At 71.6% G+C, this 23,359-nt stretch carries 17 protein-coding genes; 4 read left to right on the forward strand and 13 right to left on the reverse strand.

The features are described from left to right. Positions 1-82: 82 nt before the first annotated feature. Positions 83-1,429: a M14 family metallopeptidase gene (locus tag AC4BEG_RS06250; protein WP_490704902.1), complete on the reverse strand. Its 1,347-nt coding sequence runs from the start codon at positions 1,427-1,429 to the stop codon at positions 83-85. Positions 1,430-1,500: 71 nt separating this feature from the next. Continuing rightward, positions 1,501-3,522: a Xaa-Pro dipeptidyl-peptidase gene (locus AC4BEG_RS06255; protein WP_490704903.1), complete on the reverse strand. Its 2,022-nt coding sequence runs from the start codon at positions 3,520-3,522 to the stop codon at positions 1,501-1,503. Between the two features lie 187 nt (positions 3,523-3,709). Between AC4BEG_RS06255 and AC4BEG_RS06260 the strand changes: the two genes are divergently transcribed. Continuing rightward, the gene (locus AC4BEG_RS06260) at positions 3,710-5,200 is read left to right on the forward strand and encodes a M1 family metallopeptidase (protein ID WP_490704904.1); all 1,491 of its coding nucleotides are present in this window, start codon (positions 3,710-3,712) and stop codon (positions 5,198-5,200) included. Positions 5,201-5,258: 58 nt separating this feature from the next. On the opposite strand, the gene AC4BEG_RS06265 is transcribed toward AC4BEG_RS06260, so the two are convergent. Beyond that, positions 5,259-6,116 (reverse strand): oxygenase MpaB family protein, encoded by an 858-nt coding sequence (locus AC4BEG_RS06265; RefSeq protein ID WP_490704905.1) that lies wholly within the window; start codon positions 6,114-6,116, stop codon positions 5,259-5,261. Between the two features lie 216 nt (positions 6,117-6,332). Next, positions 6,333-10,151 carry a glycoside hydrolase family 2 TIM barrel-domain containing protein gene (locus tag AC4BEG_RS06270; protein WP_490704906.1) on the reverse strand — a complete coding sequence of 1,273 codons (3,819 nt, stop codon included), beginning with the start codon at positions 10,149-10,151 and terminating at the stop codon, positions 6,333-6,335. 203 nt (positions 10,152-10,354) lie between these two features. On the opposite strand from AC4BEG_RS06270, the gene AC4BEG_RS06275 reads away from it, so the two are divergent. Further along, on the forward strand, positions 10,355-11,125 hold the full coding sequence (locus AC4BEG_RS06275) for a MerR family transcriptional regulator (protein ID WP_490704907.1): 771 nt from the start codon (positions 10,355-10,357) through the stop codon (positions 11,123-11,125). 71 nt (positions 11,126-11,196) lie between these two features. Here AC4BEG_RS06275 and AC4BEG_RS06280 read toward each other — a convergent pair whose 3' ends face one another. The 7 genes from AC4BEG_RS06280 to AC4BEG_RS06310 all read right to left on the reverse strand — a co-directional run bounded on the left by AC4BEG_RS06280 (position 11,197) and on the right by AC4BEG_RS06310 (position 20,147). Then, entirely contained in the window at positions 11,197-13,386 is a 2,190-nt protein-coding gene (locus tag AC4BEG_RS06280) for a 3-hydroxyacyl-CoA dehydrogenase NAD-binding domain-containing protein (protein ID WP_490704908.1), read from the reverse strand. Positions 13,387-13,462: 76 nt separating this feature from the next. Further along, entirely contained in the window at positions 13,463-14,677 is a 1,215-nt protein-coding gene (locus tag AC4BEG_RS06285; protein WP_490704909.1) for an acetyl-CoA C-acetyltransferase, read from the reverse strand. A gap of 77 nt (positions 14,678-14,754) precedes the next feature. Next, positions 14,755-15,900: an acyl-CoA dehydrogenase family protein gene (locus tag AC4BEG_RS06290; RefSeq protein ID WP_490706996.1), complete on the reverse strand. Its 1,146-nt coding sequence runs from the start codon at positions 15,898-15,900 to the stop codon at positions 14,755-14,757. A gap of 11 nt (positions 15,901-15,911) precedes the next feature. Next, the gene (locus AC4BEG_RS06295) at positions 15,912-17,138 is read right to left on the reverse strand and encodes a CaiB/BaiF CoA transferase family protein (RefSeq protein WP_490704910.1); all 1,227 of its coding nucleotides are present in this window, start codon (positions 17,136-17,138) and stop codon (positions 15,912-15,914) included. Positions 17,139-17,308: 170 nt separating this feature from the next. Continuing rightward, on the reverse strand, positions 17,309-17,686 hold the full coding sequence (locus AC4BEG_RS06300; RefSeq protein WP_490706997.1) for an MmcQ/YjbR family DNA-binding protein: 378 nt from the start codon (positions 17,684-17,686) through the stop codon (positions 17,309-17,311). A gap of 32 nt (positions 17,687-17,718) precedes the next feature. Continuing rightward, the gene (locus tag AC4BEG_RS06305) at positions 17,719-19,212 is read right to left on the reverse strand and encodes a sialate:H+ symport family MFS transporter (protein ID WP_490704911.1); all 1,494 of its coding nucleotides are present in this window, start codon (positions 19,210-19,212) and stop codon (positions 17,719-17,721) included. After that, a complete protein-coding gene (locus AC4BEG_RS06310; RefSeq protein ID WP_490704912.1) occupies positions 19,209-20,147 on the reverse strand; it encodes a dihydrodipicolinate synthase family protein in 939 nt (312 codons plus the stop codon). Before AC4BEG_RS06310 ends, AC4BEG_RS06305 begins: the two co-directional genes overlap by 4 nt. Before the next feature lie 421 nt (positions 20,148-20,568). Between AC4BEG_RS06310 and AC4BEG_RS06315 the strand changes: the two genes are divergently transcribed. Further along, a complete protein-coding gene (locus AC4BEG_RS06315; protein ID WP_490704913.1) occupies positions 20,569-21,096 on the forward strand; it encodes a DUF1203 domain-containing protein in 528 nt (175 codons plus the stop codon). A gap of 37 nt (positions 21,097-21,133) precedes the next feature. Here AC4BEG_RS06315 and AC4BEG_RS06320 read toward each other — a convergent pair whose 3' ends face one another. Beyond that, the gene (locus AC4BEG_RS06320; RefSeq protein ID WP_490704914.1) at positions 21,134-21,856 is read right to left on the reverse strand and encodes an endonuclease V; all 723 of its coding nucleotides are present in this window, start codon (positions 21,854-21,856) and stop codon (positions 21,134-21,136) included. Positions 21,857-21,883: 27 nt separating this feature from the next. On the opposite strand from AC4BEG_RS06320, the gene AC4BEG_RS06325 reads away from it, so the two are divergent. After that, positions 21,884-22,183, forward strand: coding sequence for a YciI family protein (locus tag AC4BEG_RS06325; RefSeq protein WP_490704915.1), 300 nt, complete (start codon positions 21,884-21,886; stop codon positions 22,181-22,183). Positions 22,184-22,241: 58 nt separating this feature from the next. Here AC4BEG_RS06325 and AC4BEG_RS06330 read toward each other — a convergent pair whose 3' ends face one another. Further along, the gene (locus AC4BEG_RS06330) at positions 22,242-23,330 is read right to left on the reverse strand and encodes a WD40/YVTN/BNR-like repeat-containing protein (protein ID WP_490704916.1); all 1,089 of its coding nucleotides are present in this window, start codon (positions 23,328-23,330) and stop codon (positions 22,242-22,244) included. Positions 23,331-23,359 lie beyond the last annotated feature (29 nt).

Here is a 23,359-nt window from a genome sequence, read left to right on the forward strand (position 1 = left end):
CGACTTTGCGGCTACCCAGTAGGTGGGGACGCATGCCCTTTTTCAATCGCCGCGAAATGTCCTGTATCGGTAGGTCAAGCGGTCAGCACTGGTCCGCGGGCCGTCCGGTGGTGAGGTGGTACGCGGCGCGTTCGTCCAGCAGCAGTGGCACCAGCGCACGCGCGGGCTGGCGCAGCGGTACGAGCGCGCCCCCGCCGGAGGCGGAATCGGGGCCGGAATCGGAGCCGGAATCGGGGCGGACCCGCACTCCGTGGAGCGCCAGTTCGTCCTTGAACTCGCCGTACTGCGCGGCGTCCAGCCGGTAGCCGCACGGCGGGTCCTTGAGTATCTCGCTCTCCTCGGCCGGGTCGTTGTCGGCGCCGCCGAAGTACACCGGACCGCGGTCGGCGTATCCGGCGAGGCGGGCGGCCGTGGTGGCGGCCTCGATCCGGCCGCGCCGCTCCTTCACATAGTCGAAGGCACCGTCCAGGGAGGCGAGATGCGAGGCGACCCGCCGCCCGTTGTTGAGCGCGGGGTCGGCCTCCTCCTCGTCGGTGAGGGCTTCGGCGCGGGTCTCCACCAGCAGCCCCACGGTGTTCTTGACCCCGAGGGTGTTGCGCAGGATCCGCTCCTGGCCGTCTCCGGCGGTCTGCTTGATGGGGTCGCCGGTCTCCGGGTCGGTCCAGATGCCGTAGTCCCCGGCGGGGTAGCCCGCGGCCTCGGCACTCGGCCGGACATAGGAGTTGGACAGGGCCCGGCCCTCGTCGTGCACGGTGTCCGCGGTGTTGAGATTACGCGGCCACAGGGTGAGCACGTCCTTCATGTAGTACGGGGCGGTGGGGGTGTACTCGTGCAGGTCGTAGACGGTGTCGGGCTGCCAGTCACGGAGCAGGGCCGCCATGGTCCGGGCCTCGGCCGACGTCAGCTCGATGTGGTCGCGGTTGATGTCGGTGTTCTGGGAGTTGGTGCGGGTGTCGGCCGCGCGGCCGTCCGGGTTGGCGGTGGGTAGCACCAGGACATTGGTGCGCTCAAGGAAGCGGCGGGTCGCGGAGTCCTTGGCGTAGGCGAGGCGGCGGACGGTGGACAGACACGCCTCACGGCCGGAGGGTTCGTCACCGTGCTGGGAGCAGATGAGCAGCATCGTGTTGCGGGTGGCGTGGGCGGGGTCGGCGGGAGCGGTGGCCGCCCCGATCCGGACCAGGCGCAGCGGGCGGCCCTGGGCGGTGGTGCCGATCCGGTCGATGGCGATACGGGGACTGGCCTTGTCGACCGTGGCCAGGAAGTCCGTCTCCTCCGCCTCGGAGGTCCAACGGGCGCCATTGCTGGTCTCGAAACCGGTGCGGGGAGGGGAGGCTTGTGCGTGTGCGGGGGCGATGAATCCGGATCCGGTCAGAACCGCACCCATGGTTCCGCAGATCGCGGCACGCAGTACAAGAGAGCTCGAGGGCATGAACGGTGCCTCCTCGGCAGCCTGAGGGGAACGCGGTGCCCGGCGGGCGCCGGGCACCGCGTGGCAGGGGTTCAGCCGGTGGTGTGCGCGGCGGGCATACGGTCGCCCTGCCGCCCCGGCTCCGGCTCGGCGACACCCTTCTTCAGCGGCCCGGCGGGCGGGGATCCGGTGGTGGCATCCGGTGCTCCGCCGACCAGCGGCAGCCGGGCGGAGGTGCGGTGCAGATCGAGGGTCAGCTTCGGGGTGGTGTCCGGCGGTTCGATGAGGCCCGCGTCGGTCCCGGCGACGATGAGGGCGAGCCGGTGTCCGGCCGGGACGATGTGGTCGGTGGCGGCCAGATCGAGGGTGAGGGTGTAGCGCTCGCCCGGGGTCAGCGGGCGACCCTTGCCGTCACCGGCGTAGGTGCCGAGGTCGGCCCAGCCTCGGCTGACGACCGTGTGGTCGACCTGGGCGGGATCGGCCGCGGTCTCCTTGAAGCAGGCGCTGTCGCCCTCCGTACTGCTCCCCCAGCAGGTGCGCCGGTCGTGGGTGACGATCCCCTCGCCGTCCCCGGTGTAGTCGCGGATGGTGGCCGGGCCGACGTCGACCAGGACCGCGGAGAGATGGGCGCTGGTGGTGGAGGGGGTGGCGGTGACGGTCACCGTGCCCGAGCCGGACAGCCGCAGCGGTCTGCGCAGCGGACCGGTGGTGAAGCCCGCCTTGTCCGGGGTGGACCGGCCGAGCTGCGCGGCCCAGTCGGCCTCGCTCATCGCGGGGTTGTCGGTGAAGGTCTCGGTCGTACCGTCCGCGGCCCGCCGGGTGCCGAGGACGCCGACGCCGGGGGTGTCCCCGCCGCGCGGGCGCAGGGTGGTCTGCCGGGTGCCGGACGGGGGCCAGACGCGATCGGTGGACCACTGGTCGGGGACGCGCTCGACATCGGCCATCGGTTCGCGCTCGATGCCGTTGTCGATGCCCATGAGGGAGTGGTCGAACCAGCGGTGCAGGGTGCGCACCCAGTGCCCGCGCCGGAAGTCGAACGGGTCGACATGTCCCGCCTGGGAGAGCCAGATCTTGCGCTCGACACCCGCGCGGGACAGCGCGTTCCACCACTGTCCGAGGTGCTTGGTGCGGACGTTGAGGTCCTGCATGCCGTGGACGGCGAAAACGCTGGCGCGGACCTTGCGGGCGTCGGGTACGTAGTCGCGGGCGCTCCACAGCCCGGTCCAGTCGCCGGTCCGCGGCGCTCCCTCGACCAGCCGCCGCTGGACGGCCGCACAGCGCCCGTGGGCGGCGTCGCTCTCGACGGCGGCGGCGAGGGCGTCGGGGCCGGAGCCGAAGAGCGGCGCGCCTCGCGCGAAGTAGTAGTCGTACCAGGAGGAGATGGCGCCGATGGGCACGATGGTCTTGAGCCCCTTGACACCGGTGGCGGCCACTCCGTTGGCCACGGTGCCGTCGTAGCTCTTGCCGATCATGCCGGTGGCGCCGTTGGACCAGGTGGCCTGGACGGCTCTGCCGCCGCTGGGGGCGTCGTAGCCGCGGGCCCGGCCGTTAAGCCAGTCGACGACGGACTTCGCGGACTGGATGTCGGACCGGCCGCCGATGTCCACACAGCCGTCGGAGCGGCTGGTTCCGGCGAGGTCGACCAGGACGGTGGCGTAGCCGCGCGGGACGAAGTAGTTGTCGTAGAAGAGCGGGAACCGCACGGGCTTCCCGGCCGCGTCATAGGTCTTGGTCTGGCTCTCGTTGCCGCGTCCGCAGCAGGCGTAGTACGGGCTGGCGTCCATGATGACGGGGATGCGGCGGCCCGCCTGGGCGGGTTCGCGCGGCCGCACGATGTCGACGGCGACGCGGTCGGTCTTCCCGTCCGCGTCGCCGTCGACCCTGGTGTCCACCCATACGGACTCACGTATGGCGTGTTCGTAGGAGTAGACGGGTCTGCTCTCCCGGGCTCCGGTCACCTGGGCTCCGGTCTCCCGGGCTCCGGCGGTGGCCGCGTGGGCGGCCTGGGCGCCCAGCGGGGGCAGCAGGGTGACGGCGGCGGCCAGCAGTGCGGTGACCGACAACAGGATCAGCGTGGTCCAGTGGATGCGGGATTTCCGCCTCGGTAGCAGCACGGGCCGGACGGTAGCGCGAGTCAACTCCCGGACAGAAGAGGCGCGCACCGGAACTGACGCTTCCGCACACCTGACGACGTGTCGGCCGAATGTCGATTACATGTCAGAAAGCGGGATGGACGGGCGAAGCCGGCCGGGAGTACATAGAGTCGCGAGTGATCGTTCTCCCCTACGAGTTGGAGGACTCGTGCGTCACCACAGACTTCTCGTCCCGGGTGCGGCCGCGGCCTGCCTGCTGCTGGCGATCCCGGCGTCAGCGGCCGATGCCACCCCGGGCGCCCCCGGCCTCGGGGATTCCTACTACCCCTCGTACGGCAACGGCGGGTACGACGTCTCCCACTACGACCTGCGGCTGAAGTACCAGCCGACGACGGACCGGCTGGAGGGCACGACGACCGTCCTGGCCACCGCCACCCAGGACCTGTCGCGCTTCAACCTGGACTTCGCGCTGGATGTGAGCGAGGTGCTGGTGGGCGGGAAGAAGGCGGCGTTCACCGCGACCGGCGACCACGAGCTGGAGATCACCCCGGCCGCGCCGCTGGACAAGGGCCGCCCCTTCACCGTGGTGGTGCGCTACCACGGCACCCCGTCGAAGGTGCAGGTGAGCGGGTTCACCGCCTGGCTGCGCACCCCCGACGGAGGGGTGGCGGCCGGTGAGCCGGAGTCGGCGTGGTGGTGGTACCCCAGCAATGACCATCCGCTGGACAAGGCCACGTACGACGTCTCGGTGGCGGTCCCGGACGGGACGCAGGCCATCAGCAACGGGACCCTTCAGTCGACCTCTTCCAAACTGGGCTGGACCCGGTACAACTGGCGCTCCGCCAAGCCGCAGGCCACGTATCTGACCACGCTGGCGGTGGGCAAGTTCGACATCACCAAGGACACCACCGCGAGCGGCCTGCCGGTCATCAACGCCTACAGCAAGGACCTCGGCGACAACGCGGGCGCGGCGCGGGCGAGCGTGGAGCGCTCGGCGGAGATCGTGGACTGGGAGTCCACCGTCTTCGGGCCGTACCCATTCGAGGCGCTGGGCGGCTATGTGCCGAACGTGCCCACCGGGTACGCGCTGGAGACCCAGACCCGGCCGTTCTACAGCCCCCGCCAGTTCTCCCGGGGCGCGAACGCCTCGGTGGTCGTCCATGAGCTGGCCCACCAGTGGTTCGGCGACAGCGTCTCGCTGAAGGACTGGCGGGACATCTGGATCAACGAGGGGTTCGCCTCCTACGCCCAGTGGCTGTGGTCGGAGAAGGAGGGCGAGGGCACCGCGCAGGAGCTGGCGGACTACACCTACGCCTCCTACCCGGCGGACGACCCGTTCTGGACGGTGAAGCCGGCCGACCCGGGCGCGGAGAACCAGTTCCACGGCGCGGTGTACGACCGGGGCGCGCTGGCCCTCCAGGCGCTGCGCAACAAGGTCGGCGACAAGGACTTCTTCGCCATCATCAAGGGCTGGACGGCGAAGAACCGGTACGGCAACGCCTCGGTGCGGGACTTCATCACCTTCGCCGAGAAGGTGTCCGGCAAGCCGCTCGACGAGCTCTTCGAGACCTGGCTGTACACCCCGGCCAAGCCCGCCGCGTCGGCGGCGAAGGCGGCGGCGGTCAGCCCGGCCAAGGCCGTGGCGAAGCCGAAGTCGTGGGACCGGATCCAGGCCACGCACAGCGCCCACCGGCACTGACACCGGCACTGACACCGGAACGGACACCGGAACGGACACCAGCGTCGGGCGGGAGAGCTCAGCCCGCCCGGCGCGCACCGGCCCGCGCCGCACGCGCGACCGGCAGATAGCGCAGCCGCTCGGGCAGCAGCGGTACGGTCACCCGCACCACTCGGCCGAACCAGCGCAGCCTGCGCTCCTGGCCATCCGTCCACTCCAGGCCGATGGCCGACCGGGCGTCCGGCGGCATCAGCCCGGCGGTGAGGAAGGCGCGGAAGCGGGTGAACAGCGGGCGCAGACCCGGCCAGAGAAGCCGCAGCGGCAGCGGGCCGGGGGCGGGGACGGACGCGTCGGGGGCGGCCAGTTCACGGGCGACCGGTGTGGGCTCCAGCCGCTCGCGCACCACCGCCCGGTAGTACGTCCAGAACTCCTCGACGCCGCGCGGCAGCTCGTGGTCGGCGATGCCCAGCACCCGGCCGACGGATCGCCACTCTGCGTACAGCGCGCGCTCCTCGGCGACGGTGAAGGGGCGGGCGCCCAGATAGCGCTGGGCACGCAGATAGACCGGGTACCCGGTGGCGTGCACCCAGCGGTAGAGCTCGGGGTCGAGCGCGTGGTACGGGCGGCCCGACGCGTCCACGCCCTGGATATCGCGGTGGAGGACGCGCAGTCTGCGGCCCTCCGCCGCGGCCCGGTCCCCGCCGTAGATCCACTGCTGTAGTGAGCGCAGGGAGCGCTCACCACGCCCCCAGGGGTCGGTGCGGAAGACGGAGTGCTGGTCCACGCCCGCCCCGACGGCCGGATACGCCACCTGCATGGTCAGCGCCGCCGGGAAGGAGAGCACACTGCGCACCTCCCCCGCGATGGACCACAGGATGCCACCGACGGGTGGCGGCCGGTGGTCCACGCCGGTGGGGCGGGGTCCGTGCTCGGTCATCGTCGATCGGGGGGACGGCGGGCCGGGACGCACCCGGCCCGCGCGGATGCGTCTAAGTCCTGTCCTGTCGATCTTCGTGGATCAGCCCGCGGCGTCTGGTGCCGTGGTCGCAAGGCGGAGGGTCGTCCTCGTACTGGGCGTACTCGGACGATCCCGACAACGCGGCGAGGCGCGGTGCCAGGCGTCGCGGGCCCGCGAAGATCGGCAGGACAGGGCCTAGTCGCTGCTCCTTCCAGTATGCGCCGCCGCGCCGGGGCCGAGCGGGCGCAGGGTCAGGGTGTAGTCGTAGGCCCGGTCGGCCTTCACCCGGTACGGATCGCGGACCGGGTTGGGGGTGTCGCCCACGCCGGTGACCGCGTGGTCGGCGTGCAGGGTGTGCCAGCCGTCGTTGCGCTTCAGGAAGTGCGGATAGGCCGCGCGGTCGAGATCGTCGTACGCGGTGGCGGCCACCTCGAGATCACCGGAGACCAGCAGTCCGCCGCCGCGGCGGTCGGTGAGCGACGCCCAGCGCACATCGTCGTGGTTGCCGTGGTCCTGCGGCTTCAGATACTCCACGTACTGGTCCTTCACCGAGGAGGACCACACCCCCATGGAGGTGCCGTCCTTGCGGTCGTTGAAGCTCTCCACCGGGCCGCGGCCGTACCACCGGAAGGTGTCGTACCGCTGGGGCACCCGCAGCTTCAGACCGATCCGCGGCAGATAGGACAGCGTGCGGAAGTCACCGTGTGCCTCGGCCCGGTGCCGTACCCGGATCGCGCCGGAGCCGTCGATCCGGTACGTCACGGTCTGGCCGAAGGAAGCGCCGCTGACGTCGGGGGCGGCGGCGGTGGAGCGGACGGTGACGGTGACCGTGCCGTCGTCGCCGGGTGCCACCTCCACCCCGTCCACGGTGGTGCGCAGCCGGTCCAGGCCCAGGGCGCGCCAGCGTTTGCCCTCCGCGGTGCCCCAGTCGGAACGCTCATTGCTGATCGGGGCGCGCCAGGCGTCCAGTTCGGGCCCGGAGCGCAGGAGTTCGCGGCCGTCGGCGCGCATCGACGTGAGAGCGCCCCGCTTCTTGTCGAAGGTGTACCGGAAGCCCTTGCCGGTGACGCGGACGGTGTCCCCGCTCCCGGTGGCCTCGGCCGGGCCGCCGTCCGGGCGGGCGGCGGGTTCGGGGACCTTGTCGCCGCCGACCGCGAACTGGCCGAAGGACACCACATGTCCGGCCTTCGCCCAGTCGGTGGTACGGGTGGTGACGGCCTGAACGGTGAGGTGGCGCTCGTATCCGCCGGGGTTGGCGGGCGGGGCCGGGAGCTGGATCCGCTCGCTCGCGCCGGGGCCGACGTCCAGGGCGTGGCTGCCGTCGACCACGGTTCTGGCACCTTCGGTCACCTTCCAGCGCAGGGTGAGGTCCGGGGTGCCGGTGAAGGCGCGCTCATTGGTGACCGTGACCGCGCCGGAGCGGGCGCCGCCGCCGGAGGACGGTTCGGTGATCCGGATCGGTGACTGCACCCAGGCGAGCTGGGCGGTTTCGGGTTCGGGGCGGCGGTCGGCGGTGACGAGTCCGTCGACCCCGGACTCGTAGAGTCCGTAGGAGAGATAGCTGCCTCCACGGGTGACTTTGTCGAAGTCCAGCGCGATCAGGGCGCTGTGCTTCGGGTCCTCGTCCGCGGCCAGCCGGGCCGGGTCGAGGGCGGTGTCGTAGACCCGGACCCGGTCGATGGTGCCCTTGGCGGTGCGCCCGGTCCAGCCGTCCTCCATGGCGTCGTTGTTGCGGCCGATGCCGAGGTCGAAGCCGGTGTAGTCGATCCGGCCGCGCCAGGCGGTCTCGGCGAGCCGCGCACCGTCCACGAACAGCCGCAGGGCGGTGCCGTCGTAGGTGCCGGTGACCCGGTGCCAGGCGCCGGTCCAGCCGGAGGGGACCGGGGCGGTGACGGTACGGGGCTTGCCCTGGCTGGTGAGGGTGAACTCCAGGGTGTCCTTGTCCTTCATCCTCAGCACGTACTGATCGCCCTTGCTGACGATGGTGGAGTCACCGGTCCAGGGGTCGGCGGGCTTGACCCTGGCGTCGAGGCTGACGGCGGTGCCGGTGAGGTCCAGCCGCGGATCGCGGTAGACCTCCACGAAGTCGTCAAGACCGGACAGATACAGGGCCCGGTCGCCGGTGGCCCCGGTGCTGCCGTCGACGACCTCCGGTTTGCCGGACAGGCTCGCCGCGATGTGGTTGCCGGAGGAGTCGGGGGTGGTGAGGAGCGGACGGCGGATGTTCTGCTCGGCCCAGTCCCAGATGAAGCCGCCCTGGGCGCGCGGCTGGGACCGCATCACCTCCCAGAACTCCCGGAAGTTGCCGAGGCTGTTGCCCATGGCGTGGGCGTACTCGCCCATCACGATGGGTTTGTTGAAGCTCTTGGCCTTGGACTCCAGGGAGGCCGGGGTCGGATAGCGAGGTCCGGCCACATCGGCGAACGGGGCGTCGCCGTCGGGCCAGTTGGACTGGTGGTAGAGCGGACGGGTGGGCTCGCGCTTCTTGGTCCACTCGGCCATGGCGTAGTGGGCCTTGCCGAGCCCGGCCTCGTTCCCGGTGTCCCACAGGATGACGCTGGGATGGTTCTTGTCGCGTTCCACCATGCCCCGGTGGCGGTCGAGGAACGCCTTCTGCCATTCGGGGCGTTCGGCGAGGCAGTCCTGCGGGCAGCTCTCGTGGCTGTGGGTCTCGATCTCCATCTCGTCGTCGATCAGGATGCCCTCGCGGTCGGCGAGTTCGTAGAGATAGGGGTCCGAGGGGTAGTGCGAGGTGCGGATGGCATTGACGTTCAGCCGCTTCATCAGCCGGATGTCCTGTTCCATCCGAGCCCGGGTGGCATGGCGTCCGGTGGCCGGGTCGGTCTCGGCGCGGTTGACGCCGCGGATCAGGACACGTTTGCCGTTGAGCTTCAGCAGCTTGTCCTTGACCTCGATCTCACGGAAGCCGACGCTCTGGCGGACGGTCTGGACCGCCCTGCCGCCGGGGTCGCGCAGGGTGAGCACCAGCGCGTAGAGGTTCGGCGTCTCGTCGGACCACTTGGCGGGATCGGTGATCTTCCCGGTCAGCTCGGCCTTCCCGTCGTGCTCCTCGGCGCTCAGCCGCCGTACCTCACGCCCCCGGGGGTCGTAGAGCACCCCGGTGACCCGGTGCGGACCGCTGCTGTCGCCCGGGGTGCGCGCGATGTCCACCGCGGTGCGCAGGGTGGCGTCCCGGTAGGAGTCGTCGAGGTCGGTGGTGACGTACGCGTCCCGCATCCGGGTGGTGGGCGTGGAGTACAGCGTCACGGAGCGGAAGATGCCCGCGTAGCGCCACTGGTCGTAGTCCTCCAGATAGGACCCGGCGCTCCAGCGGTGCACCTGGAGGGCGATCCGGTTGCTGCCCGGACGCAGATAGTCGGTCACATCGAACTCGGCGGGCACATAGCCGCCCTGGTCGTAGCCGACGTACCGGCCGTTGATCCACAGGAACCAGCCGGAGGTGACCCCGTCGAAGCGGATCACCTGACGGCGGCCGTCCCAGTCCCGGGGCAGCTCGACGGTGCGGACGTACGCCCCGGTGGGGTTGATGTCGCGCGGCACCTTCGGCGGGGCGTCGGGGGCCATCTCGCTCTGTACGTTGCGGAACAGCGGATGGTCGAGGTCGTCGGTCTGCCAGGTGTGCGGCACCTGGACGCTCTTCCAGCCGGAGGTGTTGTAGCCCTCCTTCCAGAAGCCGCGCGGGGCGTCCTCGGGACGGTCGGCGAGGGCGAACCGCCATCGGCCGTCGAGGCTGCGCTCCCACTTCCTCCGGTCGGGGCCGTCGGGCCGCAGCCGGGCGTGCGGGGGTTCCTGGCCCTCGCCGGTGCGCTCGGGGTCCTCGAGATAGCTGTGCACATCCGCGGGGAAGCCGTCGGCGGCCGGTGCCCGGCCGGTGGCGGTGTCCGCGGCCGTGAGACCGAGGCCGACGGCGGTGGTCATCGCGAGCGCCACCGCGATCAGCCGCCGGAACGGGCCGCGGGGGCCGCTGTGGGTTCTGCCGTTTGCCGTGCTCAATTCCCACCCACCTCACAGATTCCGAAGAAATCAAACAGAGATGAACGGCGTCGCACAGTATTGACGGAGGTATGGGGCGTCAACCGTTCTCACAGCGGCCTCTGGTGGCGAGGTTGCGGCGAGAGGTTTCACAGTGGTGATGAGACAGCAATACTGATGAACTCGATGGAGCAGCAGCACAGCGGAGAGCGAGGCGCGCCCCGATGACCACCCCCGACACCGAGGAACCGACTCTCACCGTCGATGAACTGGCGGCGCGTGCCGGGGTGACCGTCCGCACGGTCCGCTTCTACGGCACCCGCGGGCTGCTGCCGCCGCCGGTGATCGGCCCCCGCCGGGTCGGCCGCTACGGCGCCGAGCACCTCTCGCGGCTGGCGCTGATCGAGGAACTCCAGCACCACGGGATGACCCTGGCCGCCATCGAGCGCTATCTCGGCCGGCTCCCGGAGGACATCAGCCCGGACGATCTGGCCATCCACCGTGCCATGGTGGCCTCCTGGGCCCCGGACGCCCCCGAGGAGATCAGCCGGGAGGAGCTGTCCCGGCGCGCGGGGCGGGAGTTGACCGAGGAGGACATCGACCGGCTGGCGGCGCTGGACGCCCTGGAGCCCACCGAGGACCCGGAGGTCTTCCGGATCGATCCCCGGGTGCTGAACCTGGGGATGCGGCTGCTGGACGTGCCGATCGAGCTGGAGACGATACTGGCGGCCCACGCCGTGGTGGTGGACCACACCCGCTCCGCCGCGCGGGAGCTGGGGAGGCTGTTCCGCGACGAGGTGTGGGGGCCGCAGCGGGACCGGGAGTCGGAGGCCGGTCCGGAGCGGGTGAAGGCGAAGAAGTCGCTGTCGGCCCATATGCAGCCGCTGGTGGTGCAGGCGCTGGTGATCGCGTTCCAGCGGTCGATGAAGCAGGAGCTGCGCGCCTGGTACGGGCAGGACCTCGCGGAGCGGGACGAGCGCGCGGACGACGCGTGACGTGACACCACGACCGCCGGTGGACCGGGCCCTCCCGGTCCACCGGCGGTCGTGGTTCTCCGTCGCGGCCGTCAGTCCGCGAACGGCTCTCCGCGCTCGGCCTTCTCCACCAGCAGCGCGGGCGGCGCGAACCGCTCACCGTACGCCGCCTCCAACTCCCGGGCGCGCGCCACGAATCCGGCGACACCGCCCGCGTAGCCGTTGATGTACTGGAGCACACCGCCGGTCCAGCCGGGGAAGCCGATACCGAGGATCGAGCCGATGTTGGCGTCGGCGACGGAGGTCAGCACCCCCTCCTCCAGCAGCCGCACGGTGTCGATGGCCTCGCAGAAGAGCATCCGCTCCTGCATGTCGGCAAAGGGGATGCGGGTGCTGTCGCCGTCACCACCGAAGTGCTCGCGCAGCCCCGGCCACAGTCCGGCGCGCTTGCCGGTGGTCTCGTCGTAGTCGTAGAAGCCCGCGCCACCGCTGCGGCCGGGGCGCCCGAACTCCTCGACCATGCGGTCGATGACCGCGTCGGCCGGATGCGGCCGCCAGGTGCCGCCCGCCTCCTCGGTGGCCCGCCGGGTCTCCTCGCGGATCTTACGCGGCAGGGTCAGGGTCAGCTCGTCCATCAGGGAGAGCACCTTGGCCGGGTATCCGGCCTGGGCGGCGGCCTGTTCCACGGAGGCCGGGTCGATGCCCTCCCCCACCATCGCCACACCCTCGTTGATGAAGTGCCCGATGACGCGCGAGGTGAAGAAGCCGCGCGAGTCATTGACCACGATCGGGGTCTTGTTGATCTGCCGCACCAGGTCGAAGGCGCGGGCCAGCGCCTTCTCGCCGGTCCGCTCGCCCTTGATGATCTCGACCAGCGGCATCTTGTCCACCGGCGAGAAGAAGTGCAGCCCGATGAAGTCGTCCGCGCGCTGCACCCCCTCGGCGAGCACGGTGATGGGCAGCGTGGAGGTGTTGGAGCACAGCAGGGCGTCCGGTGCCACCACACCCTCGATCTCCTGGAACACCTTGTGCTTCAGCGCCGGGTCCTCGAAGACCGCCTCGATCACCGCGTCACAGCCCGCGAGGTCGGCGGCATCGCCGGTCGGGGTGATCCGGGCCAGCAGCCGGTCCCGCTCGGCCTCCGTGGTGCGGCCCTTGGCGAGCGCCTTGGCCAGCAGCCCCGCGGAGTACGCCTTGCCCTTGGCGGCAGCCTCCGTGGACACGTCCTTGAGCACGACCTCGATCCCCGCCTTGGCACAGGCGTAGGCGATGCCCGCGCCCATCATCCCGGCACCCAGCACCGCGACCTTGCGGACCTGCTGGGGCTCAATGCCCTGCGGCCGGTTGGCACCGGAGTTGACCGCCTGGAGATCGAAGAAGAACGCCTGAATCATGTTCTTGGCGGTCTGGCCGATCACCAACTCGGTGAAGTAGCGGCCCTCGATGACCTGCGCGGTCTCGAAGTCCACCTGTGAGCCCTCGACGGCCGCGGCGAGGATGTTGCGCGGCGCGGGGTAGGGGGCGCCGTTCAGCTGCTTGCGCAGATTGGCCGGGAAGGCGGGCAGGTTGACGGCGAACTTCGGATGGGCCGGGGTGCCGCCCGGGATCCGGTAGCCCTTCTCGTCCCAGGGCTGGATCGACTCGGGGTGGGCGTCGATGAACGCCCGCGCCCGGGTGAACATGTCCTCCGGGGTGTCCGCCACCTCATGCACCAGACCCGCGTCCAGGGCGCGCTTCGGGGCGTAACGCTGGCCCTGGAGCAGCACCTTGAGCAGGGCGTCGGTGACCCCGAGCAGCCGGACGGTACGGGCGACACCGCCGGCGCCCGGCAGCAGGCCCAGGGTGACCTCGGGGAAGCCGATCCGGGAGCCGGGGGCGTCGAGGGCGATGCGGTGGTGGCAGGCGAGCGCGATCTCAAGACCGCCGCCGAGCGCCGCGCCGTTGATCGCGGCGACGAGGGGCTTGCCGAGGGTCTCCAGCCGGCGCAGGCCCCGCTTGATGCGGAGGTTGACCTCGAACATCTCCTGGGCGTGGTCGGGCCCGGCCCGCATCATGTCCTTGAGGTCACCGCCCGCGAAGAAGGTCTTCTTGGCGGAGGTGATGACGATGCCGCGGATGGACTCCCGCTCGGCCTCGGCGCGGTCGGCGACCGCGTCGAGGGAGTCGATGAACGCGGCGTTCATGGTGTTGGCGGACTGGCCGGGGTCGTCGAGGACGAGGGTGACGACGTCATCGTCGCCCCGCTCCCAGCGGATGGTCGACGCGGTGGTGGTCTGGGTCATGGCGCGGTCTCCAAGGGGAAGGGAGGTCGGTCCAGGGGCCGTCGTCACGACGGGCCCTGACGGGCGTCGGGGGTGGTCAGAGGCGCTCGACCACCGTGGCGATGCCCATGCCGCCTCCCACGCACAGCGTGGCGAGGCCGTAGCGCTGCTCGCGCCGCTCCAGCTCGTCGATCAGGGTGCCGAGGATCATGGCGCCGGTCGCGCCCAGCGGGTGGCCCAGCGCGATCGCGCCGCCGTTGACGTTGACCTTGTCCAGGCTGAGGCCCATGTCCTCGACGAAGCGCAGCACCACCGCGGCGAACGCCTCGTTGATCTCGACCAGATCGATGTCGTCGATGGTCAGCCCGGCCTTGGCGAGCGCCTTGCGGGAGGCGGGGGCCGGGCCGGTGAGCATGATGGTGGGGTCGGAGCCGGAGACGGCGGCGGAGACGATCCGGGCGCGCGGGGTCAGCCCGTGACGCTCGCCGACCTCGCGGTTGCCGATGGCGACCAGGGCCGCGCCGTCCACGATGCCGGAGGAGTTGCCCGCGTGGTGGACATGGTCGATGGCCTCGATCCAGTGGTACTTCTGGAGCGCCACCGCGTCGAAGCCGCCCGCCTCGCCGATGGTCTCGAACGAGGGCTTGAGTCCGGCCAGCGTCTCGGGGGTGGTGCCGGGGCGGATGTGCTCGTCGCGGTCGAGGACGGTCAGCCCGCTGCGGTCGCGGACCGGGACCACCGAGCGGTCGAACAGCCCGTCCTTCCACGCCTTGGCCGCCCGCTCCTGGGAGAGCGCGGCGAAGGTGTCCACGTCGTGGCGGCTCCAGCCGCCGATGGTGGCGATGAGGTCGGCGCCGATGCCCTGGGGGACAAAACCGGTCTCGTAGTTGGTCATCGGGTCCGCGAACCAGGCGCCCCCGTCGGAGCCCATCTTCACTCGCGACATCGACTCCACACCACCCGCGAGCACCAGGTCCTCCCAGCCCGAACGGACCTTGGCCGCCGCCAGGTTGACCGCCTCCAGACCGGAGGCACAGAAGCGGTTCTCCTGCACGCCCGCGACCGTGTCCGGCAGCCCGGCCGCGATGGCCGCGACCTTGGCGATGTCCGAGCCCTGGTCACCGAGCGGGCTGACCACGCCGAGCACGACGTCGTCGATCGCGGCCGGGTCGAGGTCGGGGAACCGGCGCCGGATCTCGTGGATGAGGCCCACGACGAGGTCGACGGGCTTGGTGCCGTGCAGGGCTCCGTCGGCCTTGCCGCGCCCGCGCGGGGTGCGGATGGCGTCGTACACGTACGCTTCGGTGCTCACGTCAGCAGCCTTTCGAGGGGGTGGGGGTGAGGTCCTGTGCGATGGATCTTCGCTGGACAGGGCCTGAGGCGGGAGGCTCAGTCGGCGAGCTGGGAGCGGCCGATGATCTCTTTCATGATCTCGGTCGTGCCACCGTAGATCGTCTGGATCCGGCCGTCGGTGAACGCCTTGGACACCGGGTACTCCGTCATATAGCCGTAGCCGCCGTGGAGCTGGAGGCAGCGGTCGGCGATCCGCTTCTGGAGCTCGGTCGCCCACCACTTGGCCATGGACGCCTGCACGGCGTCCAGTCCGCCCGCCGTGTGGTCGGTGATGCAGCGGTCCAGGAAGGCGCGGGTGACGGCGCACTCGGTGGCCATCTCGGCTATCTCGAAGCGGATGTGCTGGAGCTTCGCCAGCGGCCGTCCGAACGCCTCGCGCTCCTTGACGTACGCCGTGGTGAGCTCCAGGACGTGTTCGGCGGCGGCGATGGCGGAGACCGCGATGGTCAGCCGCTCCTGGGCCAGATTGGTCATCAGATGGCCGAAGCCGCCGTGCAACTCACCCAGCAGGTTGCTCTTGGGCACCCGGACGTCGTTGAAGAACAGCTCGGCGGTGTCCTGCGCCTTCTGGCCGATCTTGTCGAGGTTGCGGCCGCGTTCGAAGCCCTCCGCACCGCGCTCGACGACGATCAGGCTCAGCCCCTTGGCGCCGCCCTCGGGGGTGGTCCGGGCGACCACGATCACCAGGTCGGCCAGGATGCCGTTGGAGATGAAGGTCTTGGACCCGTTGAGCACCCAGTGGTCGCCCGCGTCGGTGGCGGTGGTGCGGATCCCCTGGAGGTCGGAGCCGGCCCCGGGCTCGGTCATGGCGATGGCGGTGATGATCTCACCCGAGCAGAAGCCGGGCAGCCAGCGGCGCTTCTGCTCCTCGGTGGCGAGGGTGCGCAGATACGGGCCGATCATGTCGTTGTGCAGCGGGATCGCGAACCCGGAGGCGCCCGCGCGGGCCAGCTCCTCGGAGATCACCGCGGAGTAGCGGTAGTCGTCGCTTCCGCCACCGCCGAACTCCTCGGGCATGGCGAGGCCGAGCAGCCCCTGCCGTCCGGCCGCGCGCCACACCGCGCGGTCGACCACACCGTCCTGCTCCCAGCGCTCGTGATGCGGGGTCACCTCCTTCTCGATGAAGGTGCGGACGGTCTCGCGGAACGCGTCGTGCTCCGCGGTGAAGATCTGGCGCGTCAGGGGAGCGCGGGTCACGACGGGTTCTCCTCGGTGGCGGTCTCGTCGGTCTCTGCGGTGGACTCGGTGGCGCTCTCGGTGGCGCTCTCGGCGGCGGTGCCGCTTGCGTCCCGCGGGAGGGCGAGGCCCCAGTCGCGGGCCACCTCCGCGGTGTCCGCGCCGGGGCGGGCGGGCGCGCGGCGCACCGCGCCGGGGGTGACGGAGAAGCGCGGGGCAGGCGCGGGCTGGGTGATGCCGCCGTGCTCGGTGAAGGTGGCACGGGCCGCGAGATGGGGGTGTGCGGGGGCCTCGCGCAGCGACAGCACGGGCGCGACACAGGCGTCGGAGCCGTCGAACACCGCCGTCCACTCCTCGCGGGTGCGCTCCTTGAAGCGGGCGGCGATGACGGCGCGCAGCCTGCCCCAGGCGTCGAAGTCCTCGCGGGGCGGGGCCTGATCGGCGATGCCGAGCCGCTCGGCGAACTCCGCGTAGAACTTGCGCTCCAGGGCGCCGACGGCCATGTAGCCACCGTCGGAGGTCTCATAGGTGCCGTAGAACGGGCAGCCGCCGTCGAGGAGGTTGGCGCCGCGGCGGTCCCGCCAGCCCCCCGCGGCCATCATGCCGTGGATCACGGCGGTCAGATGGGCGGTGCCGTCCACGATCGCGGCGTCCACGACCTGGCCGGGGCCGCCCGCGCGGGCGTGCTGGAGGGCGGCGAGGACACCGATGACGAGGTAGAGCGAACCGCCCGCGTAGTCCCCGAGGAGGTTGGCGGGGGCCACCGGCGGACCGTCGGCCGTGCCGATCATGCCGAGCGCCCCGGCGACGGCGATATAGCCGATGTCGTGTCCGGCGGTCGGGGCGAGCGGGCCGTCCTGGCCCCAGCCGGTCATCCGGCCGTAGACCAGTTGGGGATTGCGCGCCAGACACGCTTCGGGGCCCACACCGAGCCGCTCGGCGACCCCCGGGCGGTAGCCCTCGATCAGGATGTCGGCGCGCTCGGCGAGGTCGAGCACGGCGGCCCGGCCGCCGTCGGACTTCAGGTCGAGCAGCACGGAACGCTTGTTGCGGTTGGCGATGTCGTAGTCGGGGTCGATCCGCAACCCCCCGGTGCCGCTCGGCCGGTCCACCCGGACGACATCGGCGCCGAGGTCGGCGAGGACCATGGCCGCGAACGGGCCGGGTCCGATCCCCGCCAGCTCCACCACCCGCACCCCGGACAGCGGACCGCCCGGCACCGCCCCGTCCCCTGTCGCCACCATCCGACCCCAAACCTTGTGACAATTTTGCTGTAACACTGCTGATGCTAAGAAGGCGTGCCACATTCCACAAGCCCCCGGGCCGGGCGGCGGACGGCGAAAGACCGTGGCCCCGCCGGTCTTTGGCCGGCGGGGCCACGGAGGGTCGGACAGTGATGAGTCCGGTGGCGCCGTCAGCCCACGTCGAGCTCCGCGATCAGCCGCTTGGGGGCGATCGTCCGATAGCTCTCCTCGACCCAGTCGCACAGCAGGTCGGCCCCGGGCGCACCCTCGGCGAGCGGTATGGACACCCAGCCGGACCGGCCCAGGCCATAGCCGGTCGGGGCGGAGCCGGGCTGGGACATCGCATGGGCGTGTGCTGCCTTGTTTTGCAGCTTGACGGTGATACCGGGCGTACGGTCGCCGTCGTCCGGCCCGAGGAACACAAAGATCTTCTTGCCGACCTTGACCACGCCGCTGCCCCAGGGGAAGTCCTCCCAGGCGCCGGGGAGGCCGAGCGCGAACGCGCGCACCGCACCCCGCACCCGGAGCGGGTCCTTCGATACGGCCATCGGCTCCTCCTGCGCTGCGCGGTCCACGGCTGTCATGAAGCGGCCGGGGGCCCGTGCTCCCACGGCCCCCGACCGGCCTTCTCCACGCTAGCCTCCGCCACCGACAACGGCCCCTCGGGCACCAGATGGTCCGCGCCGCCCGACGGATCGGCCAGCCGCCCCAGACGCCGTGGCACATCGCCGCCCACCAGGACGATCACCACCAGCGTCAGCCCGAAGGTGAGCACCGCGAGCGCCCGTCCCAGCGGCATCCCCTCGGCCAGATCGGCGCCGAGCACCGGGGCCACCGCGCCGCCCAGCGCCCCGGTGTTGTAGACGAAGCCCAGCGAGGCGGCCCGGGTCCGGGTCGGGAAGTGGCCCGCGATGTACCTGGGCAGGATGCCCGAGATCCCCTGACTCAGGGCGAGCAGGAAGAACAGCAGCACGCCGAGGCCGACGAGGCTGTCCCGCACCGCGAACACCGGGAAGACGAAGGCCAGCGAAGCCAGCAGGGTGCAGGCGTACGCCTTCCGGGTGCCCAGCCAGTCGCCCGCGAAGCCCGCGAGCCAGCAGCCCGCCATGGTGCCGAACCCGGCGTAGAACATCACATCCGTGACCTCGCCGGGCGCATAGCCCAGCTCCGACTTCAGATAGGTCGGCAGCAGCGCCTGGATGGGCCAGCTGTAGAGGAACGCGCAGAAGACCGTCGCCGTCAGCGCCGTGTGCAACAGCCATCCGCGCCGCCCGCCGAGCTGTGCGGCGAAGGCGACCAGACACCCCGTCGCCAGCAGCGACAGCGGCCACCGCCACCCGGCGCCCACCGGGGTGAAGACACAGAACAGCGCCGCGCTCGCGGCCGCCGCCAGGGCGGTGTTGGCCCAGGCGCGCCACCGCCCGGTGAACAGCGGCGCGAAGGGGTTGGGCCGCACGCCCTCGCCCGCCCCCACCTCCTGGTGCCAGTCGGCGGCCTCGGGGAGCGCGCGCCGCATCCACAGCGCGACGAACACCGGGAGCACCCCGATCCAGAACATCCAGCGCCAGCCCCAGTGCGGTACCACCCACTTGTAGAGCTCGGCGGCGAGGATGGTGCCGCCCGCGTAGCCGGAAATGAGAAAGCCGGAGGCGCGGTTGCGTAGCCGGGCCGGCCAGCTCTCCAGCACATAGGTGGCACTGGCGCTGCACTCACCGGCCATGCCCATGCCAATCAAGAGCCGGGCGGTGAAGAGGCTGAGGTAGTTCCAGGCGAAGCCGCAGGCGAAGGTGCCCAGCGAGTAGAGCAGAATACTGGCGATCATGGCCGGTTTACGGCCGTAGCGATCGCCCATCGCGCCCAGCAGCGCCCCGCCGAGCCAGCGGGTGATGAACGCGCCCGAGACCAGGCTCGCCGCGGAGGCCGCACTGAGGTCGAACTCCTCGGCGATCTCGGTCAGTACGAGGGTGATCAGGACGAAGTCGAAACCGTCGAGAAGATAGCCGATCCAGGCCGCGGCCAGGGACCTCCACTGGCCTCGGGAGACCTCCCGATACCAAGGTGCGGCGGCGGTCATGGCAACAGTCCCCCTTGCTCGAGGACATGACGGACGGTCTTGACGGCCTCGTCACCCAGCGGCACCTGGGGCGCGGCCGTCGCGGGGCAGTCGATGACACCCATCAGATGCAACGCGGCCTTGAAACCTCCCAGCGCCGATGAACTTCCGCCCATCGCCGCCGGATCACCGGCGTCGGTGAGGGCGAACAGCGCGGCCAGCCGGTCCTGTTCGGCGGCGGCCAGGTCCCAGCGCCCGGCGCGGGCGTGCGCGTACAGCCGGACATAGCCGTCCGGGTCGACGTTGGCCAGCCCCGGGACCACCCCGTGGGCGCCCGCCAGCAGGGCGCCGTCCACGGCCAGTTCGGATCCGGTGAGCACGGAGAACCCCGCGTCGAGACCGCGGCGGCGGACCTCCACCAGCAGCCTGCGCAGCGCGCCGTCGTCCCCGCTGCTGTCCTTGAGCCCGGCGAGAGTGCCGTCGGCGGCCAGCGGGAGCACCGTCCCGGACGTCAGCTTGGCGTGGACGGAGACGGGGATGTCGTACGCGAAGAGCGGCAGCCCGGCGCCGTCGCGCAGCCGCCGGAAGTGGTCGGCGATCTCCACCGGATGGGTGCGGGTGTAGAACGGCGCGGTGGCCACGATGCCGTCCGCGCCCAGCCCGGCGGCGGTGCGGGCGTGGTCCAGCACCCGCGCGGTGGTCATGTCGATCGCCCCGGCGAGCACCGGCACCCGGCCGTCCGCCGCCCCGATCACCGTCTCCAGGACGGTACGGCGCGCACGGTCGTCCAGATAGGCGGCCTCGCCGCTGGAGCCGAGCGCGAACAGCCCGCTCACCCCCGCGCCGATCAGCCGCTCGGCCAGGGCGGCCAGAGAACGGGTGTCGATCACGCCGCCGGGGGTGAGCGGGGTGCACAGGGGCGGTACAACACCGGTGAGCGGAACCGGAAGACTCATCACAAACCAGCTTTCTGAACGCGGGCGGCCCAGGCCCTGTCGTCAAAGTCCCGCCTGCCCCACGACGCCTGGCACGCACGCTCGCTGCGTTGTCGGGCCCGTCCGAGTAGGCCCACTACGAGGACGACCCTCCGCCTTGCGATCGCACGCACCAGACGCCGCGGGGCCCGCCCTCCGGGCGGACGACGCTACTTTGACGACAGGGCCTGGAGCGCTGAGATGCCCCATACAACACCTGACGTCCCGCCATATCCAGGTGAATAGCCAGGCAATAGGGAGGTGGGATGTCCTATATCGGGGCTGAATCTCGCTCAGCGCCGACACCACTGTCAAGTAACCTCCCGGCCACGGCTCCCCACCCTCCAGCGCGGCGTCCGAATACCGCCAGCACCGGCCGTGTCCCCCGGTGAGCATGAGACCTATGAACGAGCACAGCACTCCCGAGACCCTGGAACACCAGACACCGCGGTACGAGATCCGGCCCATCGCGCCCGAAGCGCTGCGGCGGCTGCGGACCATGGACGACGCGGACCGTCCGCCGCGCGTCGTGGTGGAGGACGAGAACGGCGGCTCACCGCTGCGCTGCTGTCTGGGACGCAGCGGACCGCACGAGACCATCGCGCTCATCGCGTACTCCCCGCTGCTGCGCTGGGCGCTGGACACCGGCGCCGATCCGGGTCCGTACAACGAGACGGGTCCGGTCTTCGTCCACCGCGAGCCGTGCGGCGGCTGGACGGGCACCGGCGTACCCGACGGCCTCCGCGGCGACCGGCGGGTGCTGCGGGCGTACTCCGCCGACGGCTCCATCCTGGGCGGACTGCTGCTGGACGGCGGCACACCGACGATCGAGGAGGGGCTCGACCAGCTCTACCGGGATCCGCGGGTGGCGACGGTCCATGTGCGCGCCGTGGAGTTCGGCTGCTTCCTGGCCGAGACCCGGCGCCTGTGACGGCCGGGCCCTTAGGCGCTGTCCGGTGGGTCTTAGGTCAGCTCCGAGCGGCCCGTACCTCGGCCAGCGCCCGGCGGCACAGCGCGTCGGCACGCCGGGTGGTCTCGGGCTGCCGGTAGTCGCGGGCGAGATGGAGGGTGTGGGCGCAGGCGCTGTCGAGGTCGACCCGGTGGCCGACCGAGACGAACACCGGCTTCACCCCGTCCCGGGTGCGCAGCGCCCGGCCGACCTCCTCCTCCCCGTCCAGCAGCGGTGACCAGTCGCCGCGGTGCGGTCCGGGGTCGGCATGGCGGAAGGTGAACGGGTTCTTGGCGACGCCGATGACCGGGAGTCCGGTGAGCACCCCCAGATGGCTGGCCAATCCGAAGCGGCGGGGGTGGGCCAGTCCGTAGCCGTCGCACACCACGAGATCCGGGCGGTGACCGGCCCGGTCGAGCGCGCCGAGCGCGTCCAGGACGGCCGGTATCTCACGGAACGCCAGCAGTCCGGGCACATAGGGGAAGGTGACCGGGCCGACCGCCGTCGCCTCCCCGACGACCGCCAGGGTGCGGGGGTCCAGCGCCACGGCGGCGGCCGCGACCACCCCGCGCTCGTCGTCGTACGCCACGTCCACCCCGGCCACCGTGCCCGCGCCCGGCGGGGCGACCTCTCCGGCGGTCACGACGGACGCCCGCAGACGTTCTTGAACGGCGGTCGCCTCGGCCTCGCTCGTCGGCCAGTCGGGAGGCAGGTCATAGCGGGGAACGTCGGCGCTGGTCATCGTGGGCACCACGCTACTATCCCGATCATGTTCGTTCTGGACGTCACCTACAACGCCCCGCTCGACCGCGTCGAGGCCCTGCTCCCGGCACACATCGCCTGGCTGGACGAGCAGTACGCGGCGGGCGTCTTCATCGCCTCCGGACGCAAGGAGCCACGCGAGGGCGGGGTCATCCTGGCGGTCGGCGACGACCGCGCGGCGATCGAAGAGCTGCTGACCACCGATCCGTTCACGATCGAGGGCGTGGGCGAGTACACGATCACGGAGTTCATCGCCACCAAGACGGCCCCGGCGCTGGAGCCCTACCGGCAGCAGCCGACCGTCTGAGCGACCCGCGCGCTTCCGCCGGACCCCGTACGGGGGCGGGGTCCGGCGGACACCCGCGTCACCGCGCGGTTGGGCCCAGCCGGGCGATCCGGCCCTTCTCCCCCGCGGCCCAGCAGCCGAGGTCCGGGGCGCAGTCGACGGTGTCGTACGAGCCGGTGTCGACGGTGCGCCAGGTGCGGCCCGCGTCGGTGGTGAGGTCCGTACCGCTGGGGCCGACGGCCAGGGCCGCCCGGCGGCTGTACGGCAGCCAGGTGACACCCGAGCGGTAGGCGGACGGCGGCTGCTCCGCCGTGGTCCAGCGGGATCCGCCGTCCCCGGTGACGGCCGCCGCGCGCGGGGACGGCTGATCGGGCCGGTAGTCGCCACCGACGGCGAGGCCGTGCCGCGCGTCGCGGAAGGCGAGCGCGAACACCCCGCGCGCCGGATCGCCCGCGGGGACCGGAGTGTCGGCCACCGTCCAACTGCGGCCGCGGTCGGTGGTGTGGAACACCCGGGCGGTCGCCGCCCCGCCGGTGGCGAACCACGCGTTCCGCCCACCGGAGGCGACCAGGCACTGCCCGCTCGCCGCGAACGCGGCCTCGCCCGACTGCGCGGGCGGCATACCGTCCGCGGGCAGGACCCGCCAGTTGCGGCCGCCGTCGCCGGTCGACAGGATCCGGTAGCGGCCGTCCACCGGATCGCTCAGCGCGATCCCGTGCCGGGAGTCGAAGAAGGTCATGCAGTCGTAGAAGGCGCGCGGATCGTCGTTGCGGAAGCTCTCGCGCCAGGTCGCGCCCCCGTCATCGGTGCGGAAGACCCGGGACGCCTCGCCCTCGCCGATCGCCAGCACCACCGCGCGCCGGGCGTCGAACGCCTCGACATCGCGGAACTCCAGCCCCTCCGCGCCGGGCGGCGAGACATTGCGCCACGTGCGCCCGCCGTCGTGCGTCCGCAGCACCGTGCCCTTGGTGCCCGCGACCCACGCCGTGCCGCGGCTGACCGCGGCGAGTCCGCGGAACCGGGCGTCGGTGCCACTCTCGGTGAGTCGCCACCCCACCCCCAACCGGCCCTCGCCGTCCACTGGTTGAGCGTGCGCGGGCGCGGCCGTCACGGCGGCGAGCGCCGCCCCGCAGAGTCCGGCCGCCACCGCGCGTCGCATCATGCTCATGATCCCCATGGCCCTCATGGAGCTGGAAG

This window comes from Streptomyces sp. JLBJ103 (genome assembly GCF_058215575.1).

Excerpts from the sequence above, each read along its gene's own strand:
- AC4BEG_RS06250 (WP_490704902.1), bottom strand. The coding sequence starts at position 1,429 with ATGCCCTCGAGCTCTCTTGTACTGCGTGCCGCGATCTGCGGAACCATG.
- AC4BEG_RS06265 (WP_490704905.1), bottom strand. The coding sequence starts at position 6,116 with ATGACCGAGCACGGACCCCGCCCCACCGGCGTGGACCACCGGCCGCCA.
- AC4BEG_RS06275 (WP_490704907.1), top strand. The coding sequence starts at position 10,355 with ATGACCACCCCCGACACCGAGGAACCGACTCTCACCGTCGATGAACTG.
- AC4BEG_RS06280 (WP_490704908.1), bottom strand. The coding sequence starts at position 13,386 with ATGACCCAGACCACCACCGCGTCGACCATCCGCTGGGAGCGGGGCGAC.
- AC4BEG_RS06295 (WP_490704910.1), bottom strand. The coding sequence starts at position 17,138 with ATGGTGGCGACAGGGGACGGGGCGGTGCCGGGCGGTCCGCTGTCCGGG.
- AC4BEG_RS06300 (WP_490706997.1), bottom strand. The coding sequence starts at position 17,686 with ATGGCCGTATCGAAGGACCCGCTCCGGGTGCGGGGTGCGGTGCGCGCG.
- AC4BEG_RS06305 (WP_490704911.1), bottom strand. The coding sequence starts at position 19,212 with ATGACCGCCGCCGCACCTTGGTATCGGGAGGTCTCCCGAGGCCAGTGG.
- AC4BEG_RS06310 (WP_490704912.1), bottom strand. The coding sequence starts at position 20,147 with ATGAGTCTTCCGGTTCCGCTCACCGGTGTTGTACCGCCCCTGTGCACC.
- AC4BEG_RS06315 (WP_490704913.1), top strand. The coding sequence starts at position 20,569 with ATGAACGAGCACAGCACTCCCGAGACCCTGGAACACCAGACACCGCGG.
- AC4BEG_RS06320 (WP_490704914.1), bottom strand. The coding sequence starts at position 21,856 with ATGACCAGCGCCGACGTTCCCCGCTATGACCTGCCTCCCGACTGGCCG.
- AC4BEG_RS06325 (WP_490704915.1), top strand. The coding sequence starts at position 21,884 with ATGTTCGTTCTGGACGTCACCTACAACGCCCCGCTCGACCGCGTCGAG.
- AC4BEG_RS06330 (WP_490704916.1), bottom strand. The coding sequence starts at position 23,330 with ATGAGCATGATGCGACGCGCGGTGGCGGCCGGACTCTGCGGGGCGGCG.